Source organism: Enterovibrio calviensis DSM 14347, from assembly GCF_000621165.1.
Taxonomy (GTDB): domain Bacteria; phylum Pseudomonadota; class Gammaproteobacteria; order Enterobacterales; family Vibrionaceae; genus Enterovibrio; species Enterovibrio calviensis.
On sequence record NZ_JHZA01000023.1, the window covers coordinates 18519 to 45228 of the forward strand.

At 49.5% G+C, this 26710-nt stretch carries 25 protein-coding genes; 7 read left to right on the forward strand and 18 right to left on the reverse strand.

What is annotated here, in order from left to right:
* Nucleotides 1-281 precede the first annotated feature (281 nt).
* Together Q365_RS0117015 and hemE are read left to right on the forward strand one after the other, a co-directional pair.
* Complete coding sequence (locus Q365_RS0117015; protein WP_028024474.1) at nucleotides 282-2225, forward strand: sigma-54-dependent Fis family transcriptional regulator; 1944 nt, start codon at nucleotides 282-284, stop codon at nucleotides 2223-2225.
* Nucleotides 2226-2449: 224 nt separating this feature from the next.
* Complete coding sequence (gene hemE / locus Q365_RS0117020) at nucleotides 2450-3517, forward strand: uroporphyrinogen decarboxylase (RefSeq protein WP_028024475.1); 1068 nt, start codon at nucleotides 2450-2452, stop codon at nucleotides 3515-3517.
* 384 nt (nucleotides 3518-3901) lie between these two features.
* Here the strand turns inward: hemE and Q365_RS0117025 are convergent, their stop codons facing one another.
* Nucleotides 3902-4483, reverse strand: a complete 582-nt coding sequence (locus Q365_RS0117025; RefSeq protein ID WP_028024476.1) for a uracil-DNA glycosylase family protein — start codon at nucleotides 4481-4483, stop codon at nucleotides 3902-3904.
* Nucleotides 4484-4485: 2 nt separating this feature from the next.
* Nucleotides 4486-5409, reverse strand: a complete 924-nt coding sequence (locus tag Q365_RS0117030; protein WP_028024477.1) for a D-2-hydroxyacid dehydrogenase — start codon at nucleotides 5407-5409, stop codon at nucleotides 4486-4488.
* 123 nt (nucleotides 5410-5532) lie between these two features.
* On the opposite strand from Q365_RS0117030, the gene Q365_RS0117035 reads away from it, so the two are divergent.
* On the forward strand, nucleotides 5533-6120 hold the full coding sequence (locus Q365_RS0117035; RefSeq protein ID WP_028024478.1) for a YjaG family protein: 588 nt from the start codon (nucleotides 5533-5535) through the stop codon (nucleotides 6118-6120).
* A 47-nt stretch (nucleotides 6121-6167) separates the two neighbouring features.
* On the opposite strand, the gene Q365_RS0117040 is transcribed toward Q365_RS0117035, so the two are convergent.
* Nucleotides 6168-7364, reverse strand: coding sequence for a CNNM domain-containing protein (locus Q365_RS0117040; RefSeq protein WP_028024479.1), 1197 nt, complete (start codon nucleotides 7362-7364; stop codon nucleotides 6168-6170).
* 237 nt (nucleotides 7365-7601) lie between these two features.
* On the opposite strand from Q365_RS0117040, the gene hupA reads away from it, so the two are divergent.
* Together hupA and Q365_RS0117050 are read left to right on the forward strand one after the other, a co-directional pair.
* Nucleotides 7602-7874 (forward strand): nucleoid-associated protein HU-alpha, encoded by a 273-nt coding sequence (gene hupA, locus Q365_RS0117045; protein ID WP_002542017.1) that lies wholly within the window; start codon nucleotides 7602-7604, stop codon nucleotides 7872-7874.
* A 25-nt stretch (nucleotides 7875-7899) separates the two neighbouring features.
* A complete protein-coding gene (locus Q365_RS0117050; protein ID WP_245621572.1) occupies nucleotides 7900-8598 on the forward strand; it encodes a DUF1481 domain-containing protein in 699 nt (232 codons plus the stop codon).
* 77 nt (nucleotides 8599-8675) lie between these two features.
* Here the strand turns inward: Q365_RS0117050 and purD are convergent, their stop codons facing one another.
* Nucleotides 8676-9974, reverse strand: a complete 1299-nt coding sequence (gene purD, locus Q365_RS0117055; RefSeq protein WP_028024481.1) for a phosphoribosylamine--glycine ligase — start codon at nucleotides 9972-9974, stop codon at nucleotides 8676-8678.
* A 124-nt stretch (nucleotides 9975-10098) separates the two neighbouring features.
* Nucleotides 10099-11691 carry a bifunctional phosphoribosylaminoimidazolecarboxamide formyltransferase/IMP cyclohydrolase gene (gene purH / locus Q365_RS0117060; protein ID WP_028024482.1) on the reverse strand — a complete coding sequence of 531 codons (1593 nt, stop codon included), beginning with the start codon at nucleotides 11689-11691 and terminating at the stop codon, nucleotides 10099-10101.
* Between the two features lie 179 nt (nucleotides 11692-11870).
* Between purH and zntR the strand changes: the two genes are divergently transcribed.
* Nucleotides 11871-12281: a Zn(2+)-responsive transcriptional regulator gene (gene zntR, locus Q365_RS0117065; protein WP_028024483.1), complete on the forward strand. Its 411-nt coding sequence runs from the start codon at nucleotides 11871-11873 to the stop codon at nucleotides 12279-12281.
* 65 nt (nucleotides 12282-12346) lie between these two features.
* On the opposite strand, the gene tpx is transcribed toward zntR, so the two are convergent.
* Nucleotides 12347-12850, reverse strand: a complete 504-nt coding sequence (gene tpx, locus Q365_RS0117070) for a thiol peroxidase (protein ID WP_028024484.1) — start codon at nucleotides 12848-12850, stop codon at nucleotides 12347-12349.
* 256 nt (nucleotides 12851-13106) lie between these two features.
* On the opposite strand from tpx, the gene ppnP reads away from it, so the two are divergent.
* Nucleotides 13107-13385, forward strand: a complete 279-nt coding sequence (gene ppnP, locus Q365_RS0117075; protein ID WP_028024485.1) for a pyrimidine/purine nucleoside phosphorylase — start codon at nucleotides 13107-13109, stop codon at nucleotides 13383-13385.
* Nucleotides 13386-13495: 110 nt separating this feature from the next.
* Here the strand turns inward: ppnP and Q365_RS0117080 are convergent, their stop codons facing one another.
* From Q365_RS0117080 to Q365_RS0117135, 12 genes are all read right to left on the reverse strand, one after another.
* Nucleotides 13496-14659 carry a glycosyltransferase family 4 protein gene (locus tag Q365_RS0117080; protein ID WP_028024486.1) on the reverse strand — a complete coding sequence of 388 codons (1164 nt, stop codon included), beginning with the start codon at nucleotides 14657-14659 and terminating at the stop codon, nucleotides 13496-13498.
* 208 nt (nucleotides 14660-14867) lie between these two features.
* Nucleotides 14868-15164 carry a DNA-binding transcriptional regulator Fis gene (gene fis / locus Q365_RS0117085; protein WP_002542007.1) on the reverse strand — a complete coding sequence of 99 codons (297 nt, stop codon included), beginning with the start codon at nucleotides 15162-15164 and terminating at the stop codon, nucleotides 14868-14870.
* Nucleotides 15165-15187: 23 nt separating this feature from the next.
* Nucleotides 15188-16153 carry a tRNA dihydrouridine synthase DusB gene (gene dusB, locus Q365_RS0117090; protein WP_028024487.1) on the reverse strand — a complete coding sequence of 322 codons (966 nt, stop codon included), beginning with the start codon at nucleotides 16151-16153 and terminating at the stop codon, nucleotides 15188-15190.
* 147 nt (nucleotides 16154-16300) lie between these two features.
* A complete protein-coding gene (gene prmA, locus Q365_RS0117095; protein WP_028024488.1) occupies nucleotides 16301-17185 on the reverse strand; it encodes a 50S ribosomal protein L11 methyltransferase in 885 nt (294 codons plus the stop codon).
* Nucleotides 17186-17337: 152 nt separating this feature from the next.
* Nucleotides 17338-18795, reverse strand: a complete 1458-nt coding sequence (panF, locus tag Q365_RS0117100; RefSeq protein ID WP_028024489.1) for a sodium/pantothenate symporter — start codon at nucleotides 18793-18795, stop codon at nucleotides 17338-17340.
* Nucleotides 18788-19069: a YhdT family protein gene (locus Q365_RS0117105; protein WP_028024490.1), complete on the reverse strand. Its 282-nt coding sequence runs from the start codon at nucleotides 19067-19069 to the stop codon at nucleotides 18788-18790. The genes panF and Q365_RS0117105 overlap by 8 nt, the downstream gene beginning before the upstream one ends.
* Before the next feature lie 329 nt (nucleotides 19070-19398).
* Complete coding sequence (gene accC, locus Q365_RS0117110; RefSeq protein WP_028024491.1) at nucleotides 19399-20745, reverse strand: acetyl-CoA carboxylase biotin carboxylase subunit; 1347 nt, start codon at nucleotides 20743-20745, stop codon at nucleotides 19399-19401.
* Between the two features lie 12 nt (nucleotides 20746-20757).
* Nucleotides 20758-21231: an acetyl-CoA carboxylase biotin carboxyl carrier protein gene (gene accB, locus Q365_RS0117115; protein WP_028024492.1), complete on the reverse strand. Its 474-nt coding sequence runs from the start codon at nucleotides 21229-21231 to the stop codon at nucleotides 20758-20760.
* A gap of 27 nt (nucleotides 21232-21258) precedes the next feature.
* Complete coding sequence (aroQ, locus tag Q365_RS0117120) at nucleotides 21259-21714, reverse strand: type II 3-dehydroquinate dehydratase (RefSeq protein ID WP_028024493.1); 456 nt, start codon at nucleotides 21712-21714, stop codon at nucleotides 21259-21261.
* Nucleotides 21715-22091: 377 nt separating this feature from the next.
* Nucleotides 22092-24041 carry an acetate--CoA ligase gene (acs, locus tag Q365_RS0117125; protein WP_028024494.1) on the reverse strand — a complete coding sequence of 650 codons (1950 nt, stop codon included), beginning with the start codon at nucleotides 24039-24041 and terminating at the stop codon, nucleotides 22092-22094.
* A gap of 232 nt (nucleotides 24042-24273) precedes the next feature.
* A complete protein-coding gene (locus Q365_RS0117130; RefSeq protein ID WP_028024495.1) occupies nucleotides 24274-24897 on the reverse strand; it encodes a 3'-5' exonuclease in 624 nt (207 codons plus the stop codon).
* Nucleotide 24898: 1 nt separating this feature from the next.
* Complete coding sequence (locus tag Q365_RS0117135; RefSeq protein ID WP_028024496.1) at nucleotides 24899-26701, reverse strand: DUF294 nucleotidyltransferase-like domain-containing protein; 1803 nt, start codon at nucleotides 26699-26701, stop codon at nucleotides 24899-24901.
* Between the last annotated feature and the right edge of the window lie 9 nt (nucleotides 26702-26710).

Sequence of the window (26710 nt, forward strand, 5' to 3'; positions counted from 1 at the left end):
GGTGAGTGATAACAGGCTTAAACCAAGAAGCGTGCCAGAGCTGGGCAATAAGTTTTAATCACTATTTTTCAGTGTTTTAAGCTGGTTAGCTGGGGCGTAGGCATGCATGGGTGGTGTAGCGTGTGCAACAGGTGTGGCGTTGCAACCAGAGGGGGCGTCCCAAAAGATTAACGGTGTCTTGATGGCGCGAAAATAAGATGGATAGAAGCGTGTTGGCGGCGGGTTGAGCGAGAAAATTCTGAATGAGGTGCATACTTTCAAGGAGTGAAAGGAGTCGTCTCATGGAAGTGGTTAGACAGGTTCGCGATCATATTAAAGAAGTTCAAGGTGTCGCTGAAGGCGTTAACAGCGCTCGCGATGCTGTGATTGAGCAATCGTGGCGGCGCTGCGTTTCCGATCACAAGCTGGATCCTCTTGTAATGCAAGAGGCGTATATCGTTCCTCATGCCGAGTTGAAGTATCACCAAGAGCGCATTGATAAGTTGTTGCGCACGGCGCGACACGGGTTAGACGATTTGTATCGGCAAATCGCGTTGCACGGCTATGTGCTATTGCTGACAGATGCTGATGGAGTGACTGTCGATTTTCAAGGCGATGCATCGCTGCGATGGGAATTGCAAAAGTCCGGTTTGTATCTTGGTGCAGAATGGTCGGAACAGCGAGCAGGGACCTGTGGTGTTGGTTCGTGCATTTTTACCGGTGAAGCGATCACCGTTCATCAAACCGATCATTTCGATGCCACTCATGCGCCGCTCTCCTGCACGGCGGCCCCCATTTATGATGTTGATGGGTCACTCGCTGCGGTGCTGGATATCTCCGCATTAAAAAGCCCAGAACCTAAAGCCAGTCAGGCGCTAGCGCTTAGCCTTGTTCAATCCTGCACTCGCCGTATAGAAATGGCGGCACTCATGAACACCTTTCGCCGCGAATGGATCGTGCGTTTTAGCCAATCACCCGCATTTCTTGATGTCGACCCTGAGTGTGCCATCGCAGTGAATGGCAACGGCGAGGTCATAGGTATGACACACAGCGCCCAGCGTTTGCTCGCTCGGGTCAAAGGTACGCCGTGGCAGAATACATCCGTGTTACTAAACAGCGGATTATCCGATTACTTCAATATCAACATCAATGAACTGCCTACCCTGACACGCGCATTGCCAACAGAGGAGCGCTTGATCAGCACATGCACCGGAGAGCTTTGGTTTGCCCATGCACTCGCGCCGCAGCAACCGCCTATTGGGCATCATAAGCGACGCATTGTCAGTGGGCCTCTCGCTACCTTGTATCAAGGAGACAGTGAGATGGAGGCGCTCGCCCAGAAAGCTTCTCAACTGGCGTTGTCGCCATTGCCCATTTTGCTTCAAGGTGAAACTGGCAGTGGTAAGGAGTACCTTGCGAGTGCGATTCATCAATCCAGTCCACAGCGAAAAGGGCACTTCGTGGCGATCAACTGTGCTGCTATCCCAGAGTCTCTTATTGAAAGTGAATTATTTGGCTATGTTGATGGGGCGTTTACTGGCGCGAGAGGGAAAGGGAAGAAAGGACTGATCGAACAGGCCAGCGGTGGCACGCTATTTTTGGATGAAATTGGGGATATGCCCCTCGGGCTGCAAGCAAGACTGCTTCGCGTATTGGCAGAGAATGAGGTGCTTCCCGTTGGTGCCACAACGGCGGTTCCCGTTCGGCTTCGTGTATTGGCCGCGACGCATCAAGATTTAACGCAGCTAGTGAAAAGCGGTCGCTTTCGTGAGGACCTGTTTTATCGGATCCGTGGCGCTCGCTTGTGCATCCCGCCATTACGGGCACGAAAGGACATCATTTGGCTGACGTCCATGCTCATCGAGAAATCAGCCACTCAACCCATGGTGCTGAGTGAATCAGTCCGCTATCTACTGACCCGATATTCGTGGCCGGGGAACATTCGCGAGTTGGACAATGCCGTGCGTTTCGCGCTGGCATTTTGCCCTGGGAGTGAAATCCTGCCAGAGCATCTGCCCGACGACATTCGATTTACGCACCAAGAGACGCAAGAAACTGTTGGCGTGTGCGAGGAATCAGCCCGAGATGACAACGAGATATTGCTGGTGCTACAAGCCTGTAAATGGAATATATCGGAAGCGGCAAGGGTGCTGGGGGTTGACCGTTCTACCGTACATCGGCGCATGAAAAAAGCCGGAGTCACCCGTCATTACGGGACTCAGTCTGGCTTCCGAGCCGATGAGTAGGCAAAAAAAACCCGCCGTAGGGAGGCGGGAGTAAGATGCGATATTTATGGGTAGTGTCTATCAGACATTTTGTTATTAGAAGCAAATTTTTAACATGTGCGTAATGCTTCGGCAAACATCCTGCATCCTGAGAGATGATATTTATGATCGTACCCACAAAGGGCAGCTTTTGTTGCTCTCTGAGGGTGATACAATAGCGCCACTCAACTTTCAGGAAGTGAACAATGACAGAACTAAAGAATGATCGCTATTTGCGTGCTCTGTTAAAAGAGCCGGTCGATTACACGCCGGTATGGATGATGCGTCAGGCAGGTCGTTATTTGCCTGAGTATAAGGCGACGCGTGCGGAAGCAGGCGACTTTATGTCATTGTGTAAAAATGCGGAACTGGCTTGTGAAGTCACTCTGCAGCCGCTGCGCCGTTATAATTTGGACGCGGCAATTTTGTTCTCTGATATTTTGACCATTCCTGATGCGATGGGATTGGGCTTGTACTTTGAAACCGGTGAAGGTCCAAAGTTTGAGCGTCCAATCACCTGTAAAGCCGACGTAGAAAAAATCGGTCTTCCGGATCCGGAAGGTGAACTGCAGTACGTAATGAACGCCGTTCGCACCATTCGTAAAGGTCTTGAAGGCCAAGTGCCATTGATTGGTTTCTCTGGAAGCCCTTGGACACTGGCGACTTACATGGTCGAAGGTGGCAGCTCGAAAGCCTTCACTAAGATCAAAAAAATGATGTACGCCGATCCTCAAACGCTACACCTGCTTTTGGATAAGCTGGCAGATAGCGTGATTGAGTACCTTAACGCACAGATCAAAGCCGGTGCACAATCAGTGATGGTGTTTGATACGTGGGGTGGTGTGCTGACACCGCGTGACTACAACGACTTCTCTTTGCAATACATGCACAAGATCGTTGATGGCTTGATCCGTGAAAATGACGGTCGCCGTGTGCCTGTTACCCTGTTCACCAAAAACGGTGGCATGTGGCTAGAGAAAATTGCAGCGACTGGCTGTGATGGCGTCGGTCTGGATTGGACCATTGATATTGGTGAAGCCAAGCGCCGTATCGGTGACAAAGTGGCGCTTCAAGGCAACATGGATCCTTCCATGCTGTATGCATCACCTGAGCGTATTCGCCAAGAAGTTGGAACCATTCTTGAAGGGTTTGGTAACAGCAATACCGGCCACGTGTTCAACTTGGGCCATGGTATTCACTTGGACGTGCCACCTGAAAATGCAGGTGTGTTCGTTGAAGCGGTGCATGAGCTTTCTAAGCCTTACCACAAGTAAGCCGCACCCTATTTAATTTGAAAATGGTCAGCGTTTGCTGGCCATTTTTGTTTTTGGGCTTTCACACTGATGTACCACGTGAAGGTTCACTCGGGAAATTCCTCGAAAAGCTGTACGTGATATTTAATTCAATATTATCAATGGATTAGGGTTTCGATATGTTATGCCGTTATTCTTGTGATCCAAAAGGCTGATAATTGGGAAAAAAGCTGATCATGTAAGGGATATCTGTCTTGGCGGCTGTATTGAATAGGATTTTGCTGTGCAGGGTTCACTGGGGAAATTGCTAAGAAAGCTGTACGCATCGAATGTGGCTTTAGATATCAATAGCTTATGTTATTGCTGAGGCGATGATTGAATTTGTGTGCAGCGAAAAGCAGAACGTTATCGTAAAAGCTGATCAACTCTCTCTCGTAAATTAGGAAGAACCTCTTCCTCAAACCACGGATTCTTTCTTAACCAAATGTTGTTACGCGGCGATGGGTGAGGCAGTGCAATAAAATCAGGCGCCCAGCGCGCATTGTTTTTGACTGTCTCTGTCAGTGTGCGCGGTTTATTGGGTAGATAGTAACGCTGCGCGTAATCACCAATCAGTATGGTTAATTCGACATTTTGAAGGTGCTGCTTAATGGAGGCATGCCATGTTGGCGCGCACTCAGGCCGTGGTGGCAAATCGCCAGAGTTTCCTTTACCGGGATAACAAAACCCCATCGGCATAATGGCAATAGCATTGGGATCGTAGAAGCGTGCTTTATCCATTTGCAGCCATTCCCTCAGGCGATCGCCGCTCGGGTCATTCCAAGGGATACCGGTTTCATGAACGCGTGTCCCTGGTGCTTGGCCAATAATCAGTAATCGAGCTGAAGACGCCGCTTGCACCACGGGGCGAGGGCCCAATGGCAAATGCTTGGTACACACTTGGCATTTTGTTATCTCTTCAAGGAGCGTCGGCAGCGTTTTAGACACGATTAATAGCCTGATTCAAAATCGACAATGTGCTGTAACGGCTGTCCTTCTCGCCATCGCAGATAGTTTTCCTTAAATATAGTGACAACTTGCTCGGGAAAACTGATAGCTGAAATATGCGGTGTGACCGAAATGGCGGGATGGGCCCAAAATGGATGCTCGCTTCCAAGCGGTTCGGTGGCAAACACATCGAGAAAGGCATGCTTGATGTGTTGATTTTCAATGGCGGTTAACAGGCCTTGCTCTTCTAACACTGGGCCTCGCCCTACATTAAACAGTAATGCTTGATGGCAGTGAGACAGTGACTCAGCATTTAACAGGTGTTTGGTTTGCGGCGTCGAAGGCAATGTCGACACAATCACGTCCGCGGATGCCAGCGCGTGGCGTAAGTCAGCGTTGGATACCACATCGTCAAACGGCTCCGTTGGTGCGCCTCGGCGGCTGACACCTGTCACCTTCATACCAAAGTGCTTGGCGGTGGTTGCCACGTGTGCGCCTATTGACCCCGTTCCGAGGATCACCATCTGCTTGCCTTGAAGACTGCCGTAAGGGATGGGCGACCAATGGTGTTCAGTTTGTTGTGTGTGATACTCACGTAAATGACGGGTAACAGAAAGCAGTTGTCCAAAGACATATTCTGACATGAGCGGGCCAAATACACCGCGCACGTTAGTCAGTTGGTAATCTCGCTTGGGATTGGCGAGCAAGGCATCACAACCCGCAAATGTGGATTGTAGCCAAATCAGCTTTTGGGCTTGCTCAATGTGCGGTGCAATGCGCGGTGGGTCAGCAAGCACCACATTGGCGTCTTCGATATTTGTCGTGAGCGTGATATCGGGCAGACAGGCTTTCTCGAGCAAATCAACGTATTGCTCATGGTTCTCAGAACAAAGATACAGTCGGTTCAATATCACTTCCTTTTCCATTTTGAATCATCCTTGAAACGCCTATGAAGCATGTTTCTTGAGGTCTTTCGTGGTTATCAAGTAAACTTGCCCCACATTCCTTTCTGGCCAGCACTTGCTGTGTCATAAGATAGACGGCAGACCATGTTACAAAATCCGATCCAGCTGCGACTCGAAAAACTTGAACCTTGGCAGCATATCACTTTTATGACGGCGCTGGTGGAGCGCATGTATCCCAATTACGCACTGTTCTGTCAGCAAACAAATTTTGCTGAACCACAGGCTTTTCGTAACCTGCTGGATGCAGTATGGGAAATCCTGACCGTAAAAACGGCCAAGATAAACTTCGAAAACCAGCTTGAGAAGCTGGAAGAGTTGATCCCAACCAACGAAGAGTTCGACATGTATCTGACCTATCCTGCGGTGGATGCGTGTGTATCAATGTCGACGCTGCTTCATACTCTGCTTGATCGCGATCTGATGATGGAATCTGTGCTGAAAATCAGCCAGCAGTCAGTGGCAAGCGTTGCCCAGTTAGAAGAAGCACAAACTGGGATAGAAGTGACTAACGAGAATCAAAAGGAAATTGAATCAGTTTGCGCTGAGTGGGATGTGCAGTGGGAAATCTTCCGCGTACTGAAAGATGCTGAGTCGCGCGACGTTGAAATGATCCGCGGAATTCGTGCTGAGCTTCGCGAAGACGGTGTCAGCAATCTTGGTTTGTCGTTGTAATAAACAGCAAACATCGAGATGAAAAAAACGGGCTTTCGCCCGTTTTTTTATTTTGAAGATTTTGTGTTTTCTTCGCTGCTAGATGCACCGACTTTTTCTTTTGCATCTTCTGCTGGTGTATTTTCGGTTTCAGTGACGTTTTCAGCAGAGGCCGCTTCTGCTTTCATCGCTTCTAGCTTTGCCTCTTCTTCGTCATCATCTTTGCTTTCAATCACACCGTGGGTTTCTTTCCAATCTGCCCAGCGCTCATGTGCGAGCTCTTGCATACTGGTGGTGGTGTCAGCTTCATCGACAATGTCTTTGCCAACCAAATGTTCGAAAATGTCTTCTAAGGTGATGATGCCTTGTACATCACCGTATTCGTCCACAATCAATGCCAACTGCGAACGTTGCGCCATGAGACGATCAAACGCTTTAGGAACATGGGTTGAATCGTGCAATACAGGGATTGAGCGCATCATGGTGCCAAGCTTGTCTGCGCCGCGACCGTGTTGGCGAGCGTAGAACAATTCTAAGCGGTGAACAAAGCCCATGATGTTATCGCGCTGTTCGGTATAAATCAGAGGACGAGAGAACGGCGTGTCGTGGTGCTGGTCAAGAAACGCTTCAATCGTCATGTCTGCATCAACGCGGAAAAGCACTGGGCGTGGCGTCATCAGTTTAGTCACAGACACATCACGCAGGCTCAGCAAGTTGGTTAGCATGGTGGATTCATCATCTGCCAATTCGCCGCTCTCTTTGGCTAGCAATGCCATGGCTGAGATTTCGTCACGCAGTTTAGGTTGCTCTTTACCGCGAGATAGGCGGCGGGTCAGTTGCTCAGACGCCCAAACAATCGGGGTAAGTGCCCATACCATCCAACGTAGTGTTGAAGCTGCGCTTGGTGCCATTTGGCGCCAGTACGTTGCCCCAATGGTTTTCGGTACAATTTCTGACAGCAACAAAATAGCCAATGTGAGGAACGCGGAGAACGCGCCTAACCATGCATCGCCAAATACCTTGGTCGCTTGTGCGCCGGATGCAGCTGCACCTACGGTGTGGGCAATGGTATTGAGCGTTAGGATAGAAGCCAGTGGACGATCAATGTCATCTTTGAGTTCTTGCAGGCGTGCTGCTGCAGGGTGACCTTGTTGTCGCATTTGGGCCAAATAACTGGGCGTGATACTCAAAAGCACCGCTTCGAGTACAGAACAAATAAATGAGACACCAATAGATAGCGTCACAAACATGATAAGCAGGATCATCGTTTTCCAGCGTAATAGTAATAAAACAGGAATAAAGTAAGCGGCAAAGATCGGGTCTTAGCGCAGCAAATACAAGTGTTGATAGGGGAATATACCCAATATTTTGTGAGGATGCGCTCAGTTTATGGTTAAAGACTCTGCAGACAGTCACTTGTAGCGCCACAAACCTTTGCCAGTCGGGCTTCTTTTGAATTAGAGTTGCCTTGTCTCAAGAAAACCTAAAGAAGGGAAGACCTAATGAACAAGACCAACTTGATCGACCTGATTGCTGAGAAAGCAGACCTGTCTAAAGCACAAGCAAAAGCAGCACTTGAAGCAACGCTAGCAGGCATCGAAGGTGCACTGAAAGACGGTGACCAGGTTCAACTGATCGGTTTCGGTACGTTTAAAGTTAACCACCGTGCTGCGCGCACTGGCCGTAACCCACAAACTGGTCAGGAAATTCAAATTGCTGCAGCAAACGTTCCTGCGTTTGTAGCGGGCAAAGCGCTTAAAGACGCAGTGAAGTAAGTTATACTCCGCCAAAGCATGTCTTATGTTTTGGCGGATATTTATGCGTTTAGCGCTAACACCTCTCGCAACACTTCTTATTTTGTCTTTGGCGGGCTGTGGCTCGACAGAGAGCATCAAGCCTCCTACACAAACCCAAACGGCTATCGTCCAAGGTGATGCAACCACCATTTTTTGGTTGGATGAACGTCAGGGATTTCCAGAAATTTTGTCAGAACGCGTGTTGATGGGTGATTACGGCCAATACAGCACCGAGTATCGTTGGCGAAAAGGCATTGTCCGCGAAATTCACCGTGACGGTGAAGTGATGATGGACGGCAAATTAACGCACCAATCGTTTGTGATTCGTTATGACTCCGAAGGTCAGGCTGTTTATCAGCAAAACCGCCTAGATGGCGATATGCGCCCTTTACGCAATACAGACCTTGCTCGCTATTATCAGCAAGCAGAACAAGCTCTGATTCAAGCGAGAGAGCTTAAAAAGAACGGTCAGCTGTTCTTTCAAGGTTACTGGAGTGAAGGTATCTTGGATGAGTGCGATACGGGACGAGAGAAAAAGCTGTCATTTGAGGTCGCTTTACCGAATTTCATCGTGCAGCGCCTGAACCAAGAAGACAATTTTATTGCGGCTGTCGGAAACGTAGGTCGAAAAACTAATACCGTTGACGCCATCATTGCATTGAATAACGACAGCGAAGATTGCTTCGAGCGGCCAACGTTTTAAGCGAAGAAAAAATACGAATTAAAAAACGCGCCTCATGGGCGCGTTTTTGCGTTTGGCGCTAAGACAGGTGATAGGGGTTAGTTAGACGATGCGTCTTTCTCACGCGCTATCGCGCGATAGCCGATGTCATCTCTGTGGAACATCCCATCCCAGCTAATTTGCGATGCAAGCGCATAAGCGCGTTGCTGAGCGTCTAAAACGCTATCGCCCATGGCAGTGGCACACAATACGCGACCGCCTGCTGTTACGACGTTACCGTCTTTCTCAGCCGTACCTGCGTGGAACACTTTCGCACTGTCTGATGATTCAGCAGACAAACCAGAAATCACGTCGCCTTTGTTGTAAGACGCAGGGTATCCACCTGCTGCTAGGACAACACCGATCGAAGCGCGTGGATCCCACTTCGATTCAACCGTATCAAGCTGGCCAGCAATGGCAGCTTGGCAAAGCTCAACCAAGTCAGATTGAAGACGCAACATGATTGGCTGTGTTTCTGGGTCACCAAAGCGGCAGTTGTACTCAATCACTTTTGGCGTACCGTCAGCCATGATCATCAAACCCGCGTAAAGGAAGCCCGTGTAAGGGTTGCCTTCAGCAGCCATACCGCGAACGGTCGGGAAGATCACTTCGTTCATCACGCGTTCGTGAATGTCAGCCGTCACAACCGGTGCTGGACTATACGCGCCCATGCCGCCAGTGTTGGGGCCAGTGTCGCCATTGCCCACACGTTTGTGGTCTTGGCTGGTGGCCATTGGCAAGACGTTCTCACCATCAACCATCACGATGAAGCTGGCTTCTTCGCCATCAAGGAATTCTTCAACCACCACACGGTGACCGGCTTCACCAAAGGCGTTACCTGCCAGCATGTCGCGAATTGCGTCTTCTGCTTCTTCCAAGGTCATGGCAACGATAACGCCTTTACCTGCTGCCAAGCCGTCAGCTTTTACGACGATAGGTGCACCTTTTTCACGAACATAAGCCAATGCTGGCTCTATTTCAGTGAAGTTTTGGTAGTCAGCAGAAGGAATCGCGTGACGCGCTAAGAAATCTTTGGTGAAGGCTTTTGAACCTTCAAGTTGTGCTGCGGCTTGTGTTGGGCCAAAAATAGCGAGGCTTTCAGCACGAAAGGCATCAACCACACCCAGCACCAAAGGCACTTCAGGGCCAACGATAGTCAAATCCACGTTTTTTGATTTAGCAAAATCAACAAGACCTGCAATGTCTTCAACGTCGACAGCGACATTTTCTAGTTTTGGTTCAAGCGCAGTGCCCGCGTTTCCTGGTGCAACAAAAACCGTTTCAACATTTGCAGATTGAGCGGCTTTCCATGCAAGTGCATGCTCACGACCACCGCCACCAATAACAAGGATGTTCATATTTTTGCGTTCCCTCTTTCTTTTAAGGCGTAGCGCGCTTAAAAGGGCAAAAACGTAAGTGTGGATAGATGTGCAGTCTCTTCATGACACTGCACATCATGTGCTATTTGTTTGCGACTGTCTCTTAGTGACGGAAGTGGCGCATACCAGTGAAGACCATTGCCATGCCGTGCTCGTCAGCGGCGGCAACCACTTCGTCATCACGCATAGAGCCACCTGGTTGAATCACACAGGTAATTCCTGCTTCAGCGGCGGCATCAATGCCATCGCGGAATGGGAAGAAGGCATCAGATGCCATCACGCTACCTGCGACTTCCAAATTCTCATCAGCCGCTTTAATGCCCGCAATTTTCGCTGAGTAGACACGGCTCATTTGGCCTGCGCCTACACCGATTGTCATGTTGCCTTTCGCGTAGACGATGGCGTTTGATTTTACGTACTTCGCTACCTTCCAGCAGAACAGCGCGTCGCGAAGTTCTTCTTCGGTAGGTTGGCGCTTAGTGACTACTTTCAAATCGCCCAATGACACCATGCCTTGGTCGCGGTCTTGCACCAACAAACCACCGTTAACGCGTTTCACGTCGAAGCCAGTGGTTTGCGTGCTCCATTGACCACATACCAACAGGCGAACGTTTTTCTTCGCGCTGACGACTTCAGAAGCGGCTGCTGAAACAGAGGGAGCAATGATGACTTCTACGAACTGGCGGTCAACAATCGCTTGTGCAGTTTCCGCATCCAGTTCACGGTTAAAGGCGATGATGCCGCCAAATGCCGAGGTAGGGTCGGTTTTGTAAGCGCGATCGTATGCTTCAAGCAGGTTGTCGCCGAGTGCAACGCCACATGGGTTGGCGTGCTTAACGATAACGCACGCAGGCTCAACGAATTCTTTCACACACTCAAGTGCGGCGTCGGTGTCTGCGATGTTGTTGTAAGACAGTGCTTTACCTTGAAGCTGAGTCGCCGTTGAAACTGACGCTTCTTCTGGGTTGGCTTCTGTGTAGAACGCCGCCGCTTGGTGGCTGTTCTCGCCATAGCGCATGTCTTGTTTCTTGATGAACTGTTGGTTGAAGGTGCGTGGGAATGCGGATGCTTCGTCACCTTCTTTGTTATCGCCATACGATGGCACCATGGTACCGAAGTAGTTCGCGATCATGCCATCATAGGCTGCTGTGTGTTCAAACGCAGCAATGGCTAAATCAAAACGTGTTTTCAGAGTCAGAGAGCCGTTGTTAGCATCTAGCTCAGACAGCACGCGGCCATAATCAGATGCATTAACCACGATGGTGACATCTTTGTGGTTCTTGGCAGCAGAGCGCACCATGGTTGGGCCACCGATATCGATGTTCTCAACTGCATCTTCCAGCGCACAGCCTTCTTTTGCGACGGTTTCTGCAAATGGGTAAAGGTTGACAACCACCATGTCGATCGGTGCGATACCGTGCTCGTTCATGATGTTGTCATCGGTGTTACGACGGCCCAAAATACCACCGTGAACTTTCGGATGCAGGGTCTTAACGCGTCCGTCCATCATCTCTGGAAAACCGGTATAGTCTGAGACTTCAGTGACCGCGAGACCTTGTTCTGCCAGTAGGCGAGCAGTACCGCCAGTGGAGAGGATATCTACACCTTTTTCCGCGAGGGCCTTGGCAAATTCAACAATGCCGGTTTTGTCAGATACGCTAATCAATGCGCGACGAATAGGACGAGCGTTTTCCATTGCTACCATCTCTTTAACTGTGGGGATAGGATATTTGGCAAAAGGGTCAGCGAGCGACCATTTTGCCAAAGACCCAGACACTGTGGTGTCTCTTGCTGGAATGGCGCACATTCTAACCTAATTTAATGACGCAATCGATTGCTTTTGTGGTTTTGTCACAGAATACGGAAGAACAATTCATGAAGATGTTGCAGATTGGGCAGCTAGCTAAACGCGCGGGCGTATCAGGCGATACCTTGCGTTTCTACGAAAAAGTCGGACTCCTTCAGCCCGCATCACGCAGTGACAGTGGTTATCGGCTTTATGATGAAGATGCGGTATCGCGTATTCATTTTATTTTAAAAGCAAAACGTATCGGCCTTACCCTTGAAGAAATTCACGAGCTATTGGATATTCGCCTTGAAGCGAGCCAACACAGTTGTGCGGAAGTCAAAGGTATCACTCAGAATAAACTCAACGAAATTGATCAGAAAATTGCGGAACTGACGCAAATTCGGGTCGCGTTGAAAAAGCTCAATGATGCCTGCTGTGGGCATGTCGATGATGATGCCAGCCATTGCTCGATACTTGAAGCGCTGGCGGATGGTTAGCCGATTGAGACAACAAAAAAGCGAGCGCAAACGGCTCGCTTTGTTTTTTATGCATTAAGTCAGAGTTACGCTGACAAGGCCGCGAGCGCAGCGTCGTAGTTTGGCTCATCGCCCAATTCGCCGACAAGCTCAACGTAGGTCACAACACCACCTTCATTCAATACCACCACGGCACGCGCGGCTAGGTCACGCAGGGGACCTTCTGCAATCAATAGACCATAGTCTTTCAAAAATGCAGGGCTACGAAACGTCGAAGCATGCTGAACGTTGTTAAGGCCTTCCAATTCGCAAAAACGGCTGACAGCAAATGGCAGATCCGCAGAGACGCACACCACTTTGGTATTGCTGGTCGATGCCGCTTTTTCATTGAATGCACGCACACTGCTCGCACAGGTTGGCGTATCAATGCTTGGGAAAATGTTAAGAACCACTTTGTTGCCGCGCAGGCTTTCTAGTGTGAGATCAGACAGATCGCCTGCAGTCAGCGAGAAGTCAGGAGCCGGAGCACCTGCCGCAGGAAGTGAACCAGAAAGTGGAAGTGGCTGTCCGTGAAAGGTAACTTGTGACATTGTGGGTTCCTTGTAAATGAATACGCGTTCGATTGGTAAGTCTGGCACATGCTAGCGATATCAAGTGTATAAAATACGTGATACGGGCTAAGACTCTGATTTGGTTCTCTTCGTCACGAGACTAAATAGTGTTTGGGAACGCAAAAAGAGTGTGGTAGCGTCAGGGAAACTGAATGGATACGTACCCCTAATAGCGCGCAGTGACAAACACATTTTGCCATCGCATGGGTACATCACAAGTGAATAAAGGACAAAGATGTTAAAGGTAAACGAATATTTTGATGGTGGCGTAAAGTCCATCAGCTTTGAAAACAAAGGCCCATTGAGCGTAGGCGTCATGGAAGCAGGCGAATACACGTTTGGCACCGCGGCACCAGAGCGTATGAAAGTGATCAAAGGTGAGCTAACGGTTAAGCTGCCGGGTCATATCGAATGGGAAACCTTCGGCGCAGGTGATGACTTTGAAGTCCCTGGTGAGTCTTCTTTCCTAGTGAAAGTTGAACAAACCACCGCGTACCTGTGTGAGTACCTGTAATTGGTGAATACCTAAATTTGTTAGGTGTCAGCATTTAAAAAGCGCCATGATTGGCGCTTTTTTGTTGTTTGCGAGCAGGGTGTTTGCCACTGAATGTTTTAGAAAGGCGGCTAAAGCCCTCGCAAATAGATTTCTTCCAGCTTGTCTGCGTGTCCTAGCATCGAAAAGTGCTCTAAGGCGCGTAAATAACCCTCTTGCGCGTTTTTCTTTATGAGCGCCGGATTCTCCAAATATTGCTTCAAACCCGCGGCAATAGAGTGCGGATCTTGAGGCGTACAATACACGCCCATTTCTTCCAATATCTCAGGCAGTGCCCCAGTGTTGGATGCCACAATCGCACAATGCTGCGCCATGGCTTCAATGGCGGTCAAGCCAAATGCTTCGTTCCAGTAAGGCAGGCAAACCACCTGAATCTCTTCAAGCAAGGCTGGTACATTCTTGCGATAGCCTGCAAGGTGCACTCTATCTGCAAACGCTGAGGACTTAGCTTTCTCTTGCAGCTTGTTAGAGAAATCGTCATCTGCGCCTTCATCAGGGTTAAGTCCACCAATCAATACCAAGTGCGTGTTAGGGTAATCTGCCGCAATTAATTCAAACCCTGCCAGTAAATCAGCCTGACCTTTTCCATCACAGATACGACCGACGGAACCGATAAAAGTGGTGTCGTGGGGAAGGCCGAACTCGTCCGCTAAAAGGTGAGGGCGGTTTTCTTCAGTGAAGGTTTTCTTTTCAATGTAGGTACCAAGCCACAGTCGTTCGATTTTGCTTTCAGCGACAGGCAGTGCCTTTATATTGCGCTGATAGGTTTCGTTGCTGATCGAAAGCACCTGATCGACATGACCATACACCCAGCGGTGGTAGTAGTCTTTTTTCGGACGCTTAACGCCCATGTGCTCGGTGAACAGAGTGTATCGGCGGGTCAGAAGACTGAGCAACGCGGAGATCAAGATATCGCCCGACTTGTGGCAATGAACGATCTGCACATTGTTGGCCTTGAGCCATTTGTTGAGTTTGACAAGCGTCGCGCCAAACAAGGCTGATTTTTTCGGCACGGTAAAGACATCCATGCCTGCTTCTTTCATCGCATTGGCTACACGGGAGCTTTCTGACGCCAGCCCGAACACGCGATAGCCTTTGTCGATGAACTCTTTGCCCATGCGAGAGGGATACATCTCAAGGCCGCCCCAGCCAGTAGAAAGACAGATATGTAAGATGGCGGGTTTATCTTGGTTGCTCATCTTTTGGATGTCGCTGGTGGCGTTGGTGTGCCCCATTGTGTCTCTCCAGTCATGCGTTAGGCTGAACGATTTTAGGGGGAGATTATATACCCAAACCACGTCAAAAATCAGGGATTAGCGTTTCTCAGCACGTTCAATGATAAGCGAAAAATCGAAGGGGACGGTTTTGTTGATGATCAGAAACAACAAAGGCCAAGCTATATAAGCTTGGCCTTCGTTTTAAAACTGTTTATAGGGCTTGAACTTAGTTCATGCCGTATTTTTTCAGTTTCTTACGCAGAGTACCGCGGTTGATACCCATCATGGTTGCAGCGCGGGTTTGGTTACCGCGAGTGTACTGCATGATGGTGTCTAGCAGTGGTTGCTCAACTTCTGCCAGTACCAGCTCGTACAGGTCGTTGACTTCCTGCCCATTCAACTGCGCTAGGTAGTTTTTCAGGGAGGCTTTTACTGAGTCACGCAGTGGCTTCTGGGTGATTTGATCTTGTGAAGTCACAGTAGTCACTGTCAATGCTTCTGAAGTCAGGTTTTGTTCGAACATACTCTGTCAGCTCTTCTCGTATTTTATGCAACGTTTACGAAATAATCTTGCAGCGCATCGATCTGCTGGTTAGCGTCTTCGATTGCGTTGAAAGTCCGGCGAAAATCGCCAATTACGTCATGTTCTTTTAGGTACCATCCCACGTGTTTACGTGCGATACGCAGCCCTTTGAGTTCACCATAAAATTGGTGGAGCTCTTGAACATGACCTAACAAAATTGCTTTTACTTCTTCCATTGGCGGAGCAGCAAGCTCTTCACCAGTGTCGAGGTAGTGTTGGATTTCTCGGAAAATCCATGGACGCCCCTGTGCCGGGCGACCGATCATTAAAGCGTCTGCGCCTGTATACTCCAACACATGTTTCGCTTTCTGAGGGGTATCAATATCTCCGTTGGCGATAACGGGAATAGAAATAGCCTCTTTAACGGCACGAATGCTGTCGTACTCAGCTTCTCCTTTATACATACAAGCGCGTGTTCGACCGTGTAGGGCCAACGCTTGAATGCCGCAGTCTTCCGCCAGTTTGGCAATCTGGAGACAATTCTTGTTCTCCGGATCCCATCCTGTCCGTGTTTTCAAGGTGACGGGAACGTCAACCGCTGAAACCACTGCTTTTAGGATTTGCTCAATGATGTCAGGTCGGGTCAGCAATGCTGAACCAGCCAGTTTCTTATTGACCTTTTTTGCCGGGCAGCCCATGTTGATATCGACGATTTGCGCGCCATTCTCAACACAGTAACGTGCGGCATCTGCCATCAACGTCGGTTCTGCACCTGCAATCTGAACAGAACGAATCCCTTTTTCATCGAGATGAACCATCCTGTTCATCGATTTAGCGGTTCGCCACATCGCTGGATTGGAAGACATCATTTCACTGACAGCCATGCCTGCGCCGTGGCTAAGGCAAAGCTCGCGAAATGGCCTATCTGTTACGCCAGCCATGGGCGCAACGATAAGGGTGTTTTCCAGCTTGTATGGTCCAATTTGCAAGGTATTACCTTCTAACTCAGCAAGGGCGCGCATTTTACGCATTTTTTCCCGCGCTGAAAAGGCCAATATTTGAGCGTTCTGTATTGATTTTCTAAAAAGTCAGTGAATTCAAATTTTTAGTACAAAATTTGTTCAATTATCACTGGGTTAGGCTTTCTGGCCCGTAATACGACACCATTCTTCTTTCACAATGATGTCATCAACGGTCAGTTCGTCGCGATAACAATCGGCAACAGACTCTGCTTGCGCCTCGAGAACACCTGACATCGCCAATTTACCGTTTGGCATCATCAGGCTTTTGATCACAGGAGATAGCTCGCGAAGTGGGCCTGCAAGAATGTTTGCAACCACGATTTCCGCTTGCAGGTTTTCTGGCTGATCTTTTGGCAAGTAAAGCTCAAGACGATCATCCACGCCATTGCGCTCTGCGTTGGCTTTTGAAGCTTGCAGTGCTTGTGGGTCGATATCGATACCGATCACTTTCTCTGCGCCTAACAGCAAGGCGGCTAGGGAAAGGATGCCTGAACCACAACCGAAATCGATCACGGTTTTACCATTAAGGTCGAGACCGTCTAGCCACTCTAAGCAAAGAGAGGTGGTTGGGTGTGTGCCAGTACCAAACGCAAGGCCAGGATCCAGCATGATGTTCACGGCATCAGGATCGGGTGCGTCGCACCAGCTTGGGCAAACCCATAGGCGCTGACCAAAACGCATTGGCTTGAAGTTATCCATCCAAGCACGTTCCCAATCTTTGTCTTCCAATTGTTCGATTTTATGTGCGAAACCTTCAACAAGCAGCGGGCTTGCTTTCAGTATGCTCATCACCGCATCCATGTCAGTTTCTGCATCGTAAAGTGCCACGATGTCTGTTTCACCCCACAGGCGGGTTTCACCTGGCATAGGTTCGAAGACAGGTGTGTCTTTAGCATCAAGGAAAGTCACTGACAGGGCACCTGCGTCGTCCATCAGCATATCGCCGATTGGTTCTGCGGTTTCCGCTGTTGCGTTCAGTTTGATTTGAATCCAAGGCATGGTTAATTCACTTTTTTCGTTTCACTACGGTTTTAGGGGGCGGAGTCTAGCATAAAAAGTAGTCAGCTCGCATAGGCACGTAGAAGCGTATGAGTGAGAAAATGTAAAAAAACGGACAGCCAAGGCTGTCCGAGAGTCTAGTGAGATAAGTATTAAGCGTTTGCGACGGGTTGGCGGCGAAGGTGCTGGAATGTGCTGACGGTAATGAATGCCACAAGGCTGATACTCAAGGCCGGTACAATGGCATGAATGCCACTCATATCGGGCTTGAAGGTCGACAACGCAGCGTAGCTACCTAGCCCCGTGAGCATGGAAGCCATCGCACCTGCGGCAGTGGCCTTCTTCCAGTACAAACCCAAAACAAGAGGCCAAAGGAACACTGCTTGCATACCACCGAACGCCAATAAATTGAGCCAGATAATCATGTCGGGGGGATTGGTGGCAGCAACAAACACCAGCAGTGAGAAAATGCCCGTTACCCAAAGAGAGAGTGTCGGCAGCTTTCTTTCGATTTCAGGCTGGCGTTCGGCATTGGGGTTGATGTAGTTCAGGTACAAATCTTTCAGCAGCGTCGCGGATGCCTGAATCAATTGTGAATCGATGGTCGACATAATTGCTGCCATCGGCCCTGCAAGGAACACACCGGCAACCACAGGAGGAAGCACGGTCATCATCAACGTGGGCATGATCTGATCGGGATTGGCGATATCCGGCACGATGGCGCGGCCTAATGCGCCTGCTAAATGCATCCCCAGCATTAAAAAGGCTACCATCGCGGTACTCACCACCATGCCTTTGTGCAGCGAGCCACTCGATTTATACGACATACAACGCACCGCTGCGTGTGGCAGGCCAATCACACCGAAACACACTAAGACCCAAAAACTGAGCATGAATGGCTGTGAGAGGAATTCATCGGGGCCATAAGGCGTGATCAATGCAGGATCGATAGCATGAAGGTCAGTCATCATTTCACCGATGCTTCCGCCTGCATGCACGATGCCAACCAGCAGCGCGATGGTGCCAATGATCATCATGATGCCTTGCAGGGTATCGGTCATCACTACCGCACGGAACCCACCAATGGTGGTGTATATACCAACGGTCAGAGCAAACAGCATCAATCCATGCATGTAAGAAAGGCCAGTGACCGTTTGGAGTAAACGGGCGCCGCCAACAAACTGGACCACCATGGTGCCGAAGAATGCGAGTAGTAGAGCCAGTGAGGCAAAAACGACAACAGCACGATTTTTGTATCGCGCATAGAGCATGTCATTCAGTGTCAGCGCGTTGTGACGGCGAGATTCGATGGCGAACTTTTTGCCAAGCACACCCAAAGTGAGCCAAGCGGCGGGTAGCTGGATCATCGCCAGTAACACCCAACCTAACCCCATTTTGTAAGCCGCGCCGGGGCCACCAATAAATGAACTGGCGCTGGCGTAAGTGGCCGCTAAGGTCATGGCGAGGACAAAACCGCCCATGCTGCGGTTACCGAGCAGGTATTCGTTCAAAAAGCCTTGGCTCTTTTTGCCTTCTCGGCGTGAGTAAATCGCCAATGCAAACACGGCCACCAAATACAACGCCATGGGAATGAGTAACTGGCTATTCATTGGTGGTGTCCTGTTCGATATCGAGAGGCATATCTTTGTAGAGGTACTTCACCATTAAGGCGCACAGTACGGTAAAGAGCAAAGGGCCGATAACACATGCCATGAGAAACCAAAGTGGCATGCCGAAATACAGCGTTGGAAGTGTTTGTTCAATGCCTTCAGGGGCAAGTCCATAGGCGGAGGCATACCACCAAACAAAGTAAGCAATGGCGAGCGCAATAGCCCATTTCGCTTCTTTGTGCGCTTGGCGGTATCGGCTGCTAAGTGTCTTCATAAGACGTCTCCAAAACAGAAACGGCGGTACCCCGAGTCTGTTTGCAACAATACGGTGTTAAGAAAAGGGGCACATTGTACTCCCAATCCCTTGTCAGGTGCAGGGGTTAAGATGCGTGTCTGTTTTTCTCAAACAAGTCGCAGCCAGAAACGTTTGCGGGGTGAATATTTTGGTGCCGAGTAATGGCTAAAGGGAATGCTTAACTGCTAGGTCGAGGTCGAGGGGCGTGTGCAGTTGCTGTGCCTGTTCCTAAGCTAAGAAAGATACAAAAAGAAAAGGCTGCATTGCTGCAGCCTTTCGAGAGATTGGGCAATCATCGCAACGCGTGATTACTTATGGATACCCAATTTCTTTTCCAGATAGTGGATGTTCGCGCCACCGTGCTGGAAGTTTTCATCTTTCATGATTTCCAACTGAAGCGGGATATTGGTCTTGATGCCGTCGATGATGGTTTCACTCAATGCATTACGCATACGAGCGATGGCAACATCGCGGTTTTCACCGAAACAAATCAGCTTACCAATCATTGAGTCGTAGTGTGGAGGCACGGTGTAGCCAGAGTACACGTGTGACTCCCAACGCACACCCATACCGCCAGGTGCGTGGAAACGATCAATCTTACCTGGGCTAGGTAGGAAGCGTACTGGGTCTTCTGCATTGATACGACATTCAATGGCATGGCCACGAATAACGATATCATCTTGCGTGAACGACAGCGGCTGGCCTGCTGCAATGCGCAGTTGTTCTTTGATCAAGTCAACGCCAGTAACCATTTCAGTGACTGGGTGCTCAACCTGAATACGGGTGTTCATTTCAATGAAGTAGAACTCGCCGTTTTCATACAAGAATTCAAATGTACCCGCGCCGCGGTAACCAATTTCAATACATGCACGGCAGCAACGCTCACCGATATAACGACGCATTTCAGCGGTGATACCTGGTGCAGGCGCTTCTTCCACCACTTTCTGGTGACGACGCTGCATTGAACAGTCACGCTCACCAAGGTGAATAGCACCACCTTGACCATCAGCCAATACTTGCACTTCAATGTGACGAGGGTTTTCTAGGAATTTCTCCATGTAAACCACGTCGTTGTTGAACGCTGCTTTGGCTTCTGCGCGAGTCATCGCGATTGATTCAATCAGTTCAGCTTCTGAGCGAACGACGCGCATACCACGACCGCCGCCACCACCAGATGCTTTGATGATCACTGGGTAGCCAATGCGCTTGGCAAAGGCTTTGTTCTTCGATTCGTCGTTGTCCAACGGGCCATCTGAACCCGGTACACATGGAACGCCCGCTTTTTTCATCGCATTGATGGCTGCAACTTTGTCGCCCATGATGCGAATGGTTTCAGCGCGAGGGCCAACGAAGATAAAGCCAGATTGCTCGACTTGTTCTGCGAAATCCGCATTCTCAGACAGGAAACCGTAGCCTGGGTGGATAGCCACAGCGCCAGTGACTTCTGCTGCACTGATGATGCGCGGAATATTCAGGTAACTTTCAACACTTGATGCAGGGCCGATACAAATCGACTCGTCTGCCAGCAACACGTGCTTCAGATCGCGGTCAGCGGTAGAGTGAACGGCAACGGTTTTGATGCCAAGCTCTTTACATGCACGCAGGATACGAAGCGCGATCTCACCGCGGTTAGCGATGACAATTTTATCTAACATAACTGTCCTCGATTACTCGATGATGATCAGTGGCTCATCAAACTCAACGATTTGGCCGTCTTGACACAAAATCGCTTTCACCACACCGGCTTTATCCGATTGGATCTGGTTCATCATTTTCATCGCTTCAACAATACAAAGGGTATCGCCAACGTTGACTGATTGACCGACTTCAACAAACGAGCTCGCTTCTGGGCTTGGCGAACGGTAGAACGTACCTACCATTGGCGAAAGAACTTTGTGGCCAGAGACTTCTGCTGGTGCAGCTTCAACTGGAGCTGCTACAGGAGCTGCTACAGGAGCCGCCGCCGCTGGTGCAGGTGCTACAGGTGCTTGAACTGGCGCCGCTGCATATTGTACTGGAGCTGCAACAGGTGCAATTGCACGGCTGATGCGCACTGATTCTTCACCTTCTGAAATCTCTAGTTCAGCGATACCTGATTCTTCAACCAGCTCAATCAGTTTCTTGATTTTACGAATATCCATGTTGTCTAGTCTCTTCAAAATTGTTGTTCAGTTGGCGTCTGATTGCAGACGGCGTGCCGCTGCCTTCAGTGCAAATTCGTATCCATCGGCGCCTAAGCCACAAATCACCCCTTCTGCTTTATCAGAAAAGTAAGAGTGGTGGCGAAAAGGTTCGCGTGCGTGGACGTTGGATAGGTGTACCTCAATAAACGGGATACCTACCGAGAGAATGGCATCGCGAAGCGCGACGCTTGTGTGTGTGAAAGCGGCGGGGTTGATAATAATAAAATCAACATTGCCCATGGCTTGATGAATTCTATCAATCAACGCGTATTCGGCGTTTGACTGAAGATGTTCAAGCTGGAGGTTGAGGTTTGCAGCAAGGGAGGTCAGATCGGCGACAATTTGGTCTAACGTTTTCTGTCCATAGTGCCCAGGTTCCCGAACGCCCAGCATGTTGAGGTTGGGGCCGTTGAGTAGTAAAACTTTGCGATTTGTCGTCATAGTGATCGCTTTGTTCCTGTTCTTGTTGCGAAAAGACCGTAACTTCTGCTTTTCAACACAGAGTGATGCGAGAGCCTCTAAAATGGCACTCCGACCATTCACTAATTGGCAATTATAGAGAAATCACCGCAAATGGCAGCAAAATACTGGTCTAATCAGACATATTAGGACAATGAGAGCTTTAGATTACGGGGTTATGACCGGAATTAAGACAGAGTAGTTCACGATTTAACCACTCCTGAAATAAAAAGTGTTATCTCGCTCCCATGAATAATTGTGCATGGGGTTGCTATGACTAAAAGTGATTACAGGCTAGCCGTTTAAAACATGGAAAAAGAAAAGGCCGCAATGCGGCCTTTCATTCAGTTAGTTGGGGTTTAAACGACCGTAGATTTCTCTGCAATCAGTTTATCAACCACACCTGGGTCAGCCAGCGTCGAGGTATCACCCAAGGTGCCAGTGTCGCCAGTGGCAATCTTACGCAGGATACGGCGCATGATTTTACCTGAGCGTGTTTTCGGCAGCGCTTCTGTCCAGTGGATGAAATCAGGTGTGGCGATAGGACCAATTTCCTTACGCACCCAGTTCTTCACTTCTTTGGTTAGCTCTGCATTTGGCACTTCACCAGAATTAAGGGTGATGTAGGCGTAGATAGCCTGACCTTTGATGTCATGTGGAACACCAACAATCGCCGCTTCAGCAATCTTATCGAAAGCAACCAGTGCTGATTCGATTTCTGCCGTACCCATACGGTGACCGGATACGTTCAATACGTCATCGACACGACCTGTGATCCAGTAGTAACCGTCTTCATCGCGACGCGCACCGTCACCGGTAAAGTACATGCCTTTAAACGTAGAGAAGTAGGTTTGCTCGAAACGCTCATGGTCACCAAATACGGTACGCATTTGTCCTGGCCATGAATCTAGCATCACCAAGTTACCTTCGGTTGCGCCTTCGACGATGTTGCCCATGTTGTCGACAAGCGCGGGTTGAACACCGAAGAACGGACGTGTCGCGGAACCAGGTTTTAGCGCTGTTGCGCCCGGCAATGGTGAAATCAAAATGCCGCCAGTTTCAGTTTGCCACCATGTATCAACGATCGGACATTTGCTATCGCCAATCGTCTTGTAATACCACTCCCACGCTTCTGGGTTAATTGGCTCACCCACTGAACCCATAATACGCAGAGAATCACGCTTGGTGCCTTCAACGGCTTCGTTGCCTTTTGCCATCAATGCACGGATTGCGGTTGGTGCGGTGTACAGAATGTTCACTTGGTGCTTATCAACGACTTCGCTCATGCGCGCCGTTGACGGGTAGTTAGGTACACCTTCGAACAGGATTGTTTTTGCGCCGTTCGCTAACGGTCCGTAAATGAGGTAGCTGTGACCGGTGATCCAACCCACATCCGCCGTACACCAGAAGACTTCGCCTTCTTGGTAATCGAACACGTATTTGAAGGTCATGGTGGCGTAAACCAAGTAGCCACCCGTGGTGTGCAGCACGCCTTTTGGCGTGCCTGTTGAGCCTGACGTGTAGAGAATGAACAGCGGATCTTCTGCGTTCATTTCTTCTGGCTCACAGTTGTCTGAGACGACAGCGGTTGCTTCATGCCACCACACATCGCGATCGGAATGCCACTCAACCGTGTTGCCTGTGCGCTGATAAACAACCACTTTTTCTACACAGGTGACGGCTGGATTTGCTAGCGCAGCATCAACATTTTGTTTCAGAGGAACAGCGCGGCCACCACGAACGCCTTCATCGGCAGTGATAACCACTTTTGCATTGGAATCGACAATGCGCCCAGCCAGTGCATCTGGCGAGAAACCACCGAATACGATGGTGTGAACCGCACCAATGCGGGTACATGCCAGCATGGCAATCGCCGCTTCAAGTACCATTGGCATGTATAGGCAAACCACGTCGCCTTTACGTACGCCTTGGCTTTTCAATGCGTTGGAAAACTTACACACTTCAGTGTGCAGTTCGTTGTAGGTCAGTGATTTGTCATCAGCTGGGTCGTCACCTTCCCAAATTAACGCGACTTGGTCGCCTTTGGTTGCAAGGTGGCGGTCAATACAGTTGGCAGAAACATTGAGAGTGCCGTCTTCGAACCACTTGATGTCGACGTGGCCGGTGTCAAAAGAGGTGTGTTTCACCTTGGTGTACGGTTTGATCCAATCAACGATCTTGCCGTGTTCGCGCCAGAATCCTTCTGGGTTCACAACAGATTGCTGATACATCTCACGGTAGCCATCGTTGTTTACGTGCGCGTTTGCTTCAATCTCCGGCATTACCGGGTGCAGGTGAACCTCACTCATTATCTTTCTCCTTGTGTTCCTGCGTGATGCTGTCTGGCATCCTGATTTTTCGACCACGTCATATAAGAATAGGGTACGGTATTGTGGTCTTGTTTTACATTAAGGTCGGTCAGATGAAGGTTCTCGACAATTAGACTTTAGGATGACGTGTCCATTTTCTCTGATATTTGTGAACTGACGAGCCTTACAATGAGGCCTTGATCTCACTTGAATGCACCTAGTTGCGTTTTGTTCAATATGATCTGGGTACTGGTACGTCACCGTACTTTAAACGCACGTATATCAAGGCTGCGCTGACCGCATCCTGAAGTGCATCATGTCGACCAGACAGTGGTAAATCCAAGTTGTGTCCTATTGCCTCCATACTCAAATCGTAATCTGCGTTGGGAAGTATGTGTTCGAGCTTTTTGCGGTAAATGTCACTTACCTCAATAGTGGTGTTAGGCAGTTTGAACCCCAATAGCCGTTTGGCGTAGCGATCAAGTATGGCTTTGTCGTAGTGAATGTAATACCCGACGATGGGCCGATTTCCGATGAAATCGACCAGTTGCTGCATGGCATCTTTTTCCGTTAGTCCATCGTTGAGATCTTGATGGCGAATACCATGAATTTTGACCGATTGGGCGTTGAGCGATGACGGCGCACGCAGTGTGAGAGTCAGTGGCTCGCTGGTGAGCACAGTGTTGTTGCGTATTTTTGTCGCGGCAATGGTCACTAGCTCGGCTTTGTATGGGTCGAGGCTGGTGGTTTCGCAATCGAGTGCGACCAACTCTTGATGTGTCGGTGACACAAAGAGCGGTGCATACGGGGTGTTTCGCCACTTGTACTGGTGCCAATACCGCGACAACACGTTCATGCTAGTCCCTCACTTGGTAGTGAGACGCGAGCCGTTCTTTGAACTTCTTGACCACACTCAAGCAGTCTCGCAGCAGATCGCGCTCAGTGCGGGGTAGGCGCGTGACATCGAGTTGGTTGCCAGTTGTAGCGTCGTTGTCGAGTTGTTGAACCAATCGGGTTTTAACGAACAATTTCAACGCTTCGGCGAGGTTGTTAGCGGTTTCTTGTTCAAGCGCGTGGCATTCCACCAGTGCGTTGAGACGGTCGAAAGTGTTGGTTTCGCTGATCCCTTTTTCCAACGCGAGGGTTCGAACGCCATGGACGAGTGGGAAGATCCCGCCTTTTTTGACATCCAACCCTTCTTTGTCGGTTTTCAGGCTGCCAAATAATGTCAGAGGAACTCGAAACGCGAGACAGGGGCGAACAAAAGTGTTGAGGGTGAGCATGTTGCCTTTTAGCGTGCTTCGAAGCAGATCGGAAACGGGGTCCAATAGGCTTTTATTGCCTGCCACTGCATGGCTGTCAGCAATAATGGCGAGGTCCATGAGGCTTCTTTCGTCTGAAATCTTGCACAATGCGAGCATCTCATTTTTCCACTCTGACTGCGTTTTTACCCAGCGCGGATTGCTGACCATGACATTACCAGGGCAGGGGGGATAACCCAGTCGGCTCAACACTTCGCTAAAGCGCCCCATGTAATGTTGAACATCCGGCCAATCGGCGTCGTCGGCCAGAATCAGACCATTGTCTTGGTCGGTTTTTAGTATCTGCTCTCCGCGCCCTTCTGAGCCCATCACAAACAAACAGCACTTGTCATGGAAGGCCTTTGGCATAGTTAGACGAAAGGCTTTTTCAATAATTTGTTCGTTAACCGCGGAAATCAGCTCCATCACGAACTGGGTGTGAATGCCGTTGTTGGTGAGTGATGCCACCAACTGTTGTTGGTTGTTGGCGGCAAGTGCCAGTTCTTCGATGGTGTGAGCGCGATTAATTTGCAGGGTGAGCACGTGGGAGTGTGTTGAGAACAAGCTCAAAACTTGCGTCATATCGAGCATGCCCACGGTGTCGCCATTGTGCGTGACGCGAACGCGCTTCACCCGATCTCGGGTCATCAATATCATCACATTAAAGAGAAAATCTCCGATCTCAACACTGATCACGGGGACAGTGGCGACATCGCCAATAGGATGAGCTTGCGAAACGCCATCTTCGACTAATGCATGCAACAGATTGGTACGCGTGATGATCCCTATGTCGTTTGTGCCACTTTTCATCGCCACCAATGCGCAGTCTTGACGTTGTTTGCGCAAGATGTGTGTGGCGTCATGAATCGATGTGTCGTGATCGAGGGTAAGAATGGGCTGAATATTGCTGTCGTCAACTTGGGTTAAGATGAACTCTGCTAAGTTCTGCTGTTGTTGCGCTTTTTCTAACAGACGTTTTCGCTGACTGAAACTGGTATTGAAGTAATCAGCGAAGGCCTGATTTTCTTCATAAAGGGCAACGAAAACGGCTTTTGGCAGCACGTAGCACAAGGTGTCTTCGACAGCGCGATAGCTGTGGTGCGAATGCCCAAGCAAAAGTGCACGGGCATCAAACAAATCATCTTTGATGTACTGTGCTTGCACTTCTTTGGTGTCGGGGTTCAGTTCTTGCACTCGCCCTTTGATCACGATGTTTAAGGCGCTGTTTTGATAGCCTTTCTCTACCAAAGTGTCACCGCGACGGTAATAGGCTACGTCGAGTGCCGACAGCAAGGTATGCGCCTGTTTGCTATCAAGGCGATCAAACGGCGGAGAAGACGTATCAAAGGGCTCTGGCATGGCAACTCC

Bases quoted from the DNA above. Each gene is read 5' to 3' on its own strand.
- ppnP (WP_028024485.1), top strand. From the start codon at position 13,107: ATGTTAAAGGTAAACGAATATTTTGATGGTGGCGTAAAGTCCATCAGC.
- prmA (WP_028024488.1), bottom strand. From the start codon at position 17,185: ATGCCTTGGATTCAAATCAAACTGAACGCAACAGCGGAAACCGCAGAA.
- accC (WP_028024491.1), bottom strand. From the start codon at position 20,745: ATGTTAGATAAAATTGTCATCGCTAACCGCGGTGAGATCGCGCTTCGT.
- purH (WP_028024482.1), bottom strand. From the start codon at position 11,691: ATGGAAAACGCTCGTCCTATTCGTCGCGCATTGATTAGCGTATCTGAC.
- Q365_RS0117080 (WP_028024486.1), bottom strand. From the start codon at position 14,659: ATGGGGCACACCAACGCCACCAGCGACATCCAAAAGATGAGCAACCAA.
- Q365_RS0117030 (WP_028024477.1), bottom strand. From the start codon at position 5,409: ATGGAAAAGGAAGTGATATTGAACCGACTGTATCTTTGTTCTGAGAAC.
- Q365_RS0117130 (WP_028024495.1), bottom strand. From the start codon at position 24,897: ATGAACGTGTTGTCGCGGTATTGGCACCAGTACAAGTGGCGAAACACC.
- Q365_RS0117035 (WP_028024478.1), top strand. From the start codon at position 5,533: ATGTTACAAAATCCGATCCAGCTGCGACTCGAAAAACTTGAACCTTGG.
- acs (WP_028024494.1), bottom strand. From the start codon at position 24,041: ATGAGTGAGGTTCACCTGCACCCGGTAATGCCGGAGATTGAAGCAAAC.
- Q365_RS0117135 (WP_028024496.1), bottom strand. From the start codon at position 26,701: ATGCCAGAGCCCTTTGATACGTCTTCTCCGCCGTTTGATCGCCTTGAT.
- hupA (WP_002542017.1), top strand. From the start codon at position 7,602: ATGAACAAGACCAACTTGATCGACCTGATTGCTGAGAAAGCAGACCTG.
- Q365_RS0117015 (WP_028024474.1), top strand. From the start codon at position 282: ATGGAAGTGGTTAGACAGGTTCGCGATCATATTAAAGAAGTTCAAGGT.
- aroQ (WP_028024493.1), bottom strand. From the start codon at position 21,714: ATGACGACAAATCGCAAAGTTTTACTACTCAACGGCCCCAACCTCAAC.
- Q365_RS0117105 (WP_028024490.1), bottom strand. From the start codon at position 19,069: ATGAAGACACTTAGCAGCCGATACCGCCAAGCGCACAAAGAAGCGAAA.
- hemE (WP_028024475.1), top strand. From the start codon at position 2,450: ATGACAGAACTAAAGAATGATCGCTATTTGCGTGCTCTGTTAAAAGAG.
- purD (WP_028024481.1), bottom strand. From the start codon at position 9,974: ATGAACATCCTTGTTATTGGTGGCGGTGGTCGTGAGCATGCACTTGCA.
- tpx (WP_028024484.1), bottom strand. From the start codon at position 12,850: ATGTCACAAGTTACCTTTCACGGACAGCCACTTCCACTTTCTGGTTCA.
- fis (WP_002542007.1), bottom strand. From the start codon at position 15,164: ATGTTCGAACAAAACCTGACTTCAGAAGCATTGACAGTGACTACTGTG.
- accB (WP_028024492.1), bottom strand. From the start codon at position 21,231: ATGGATATTCGTAAAATCAAGAAACTGATTGAGCTGGTTGAAGAATCA.
- zntR (WP_028024483.1), top strand. From the start codon at position 11,871: ATGAAGATGTTGCAGATTGGGCAGCTAGCTAAACGCGCGGGCGTATCA.
- Q365_RS0117050 (WP_245621572.1), top strand. From the start codon at position 7,900: ATGTTTTGGCGGATATTTATGCGTTTAGCGCTAACACCTCTCGCAACA.
- panF (WP_028024489.1), bottom strand. From the start codon at position 18,795: ATGAATAGCCAGTTACTCATTCCCATGGCGTTGTATTTGGTGGCCGTG.
- Q365_RS0117040 (WP_028024479.1), bottom strand. From the start codon at position 7,364: ATGATCCTGCTTATCATGTTTGTGACGCTATCTATTGGTGTCTCATTT.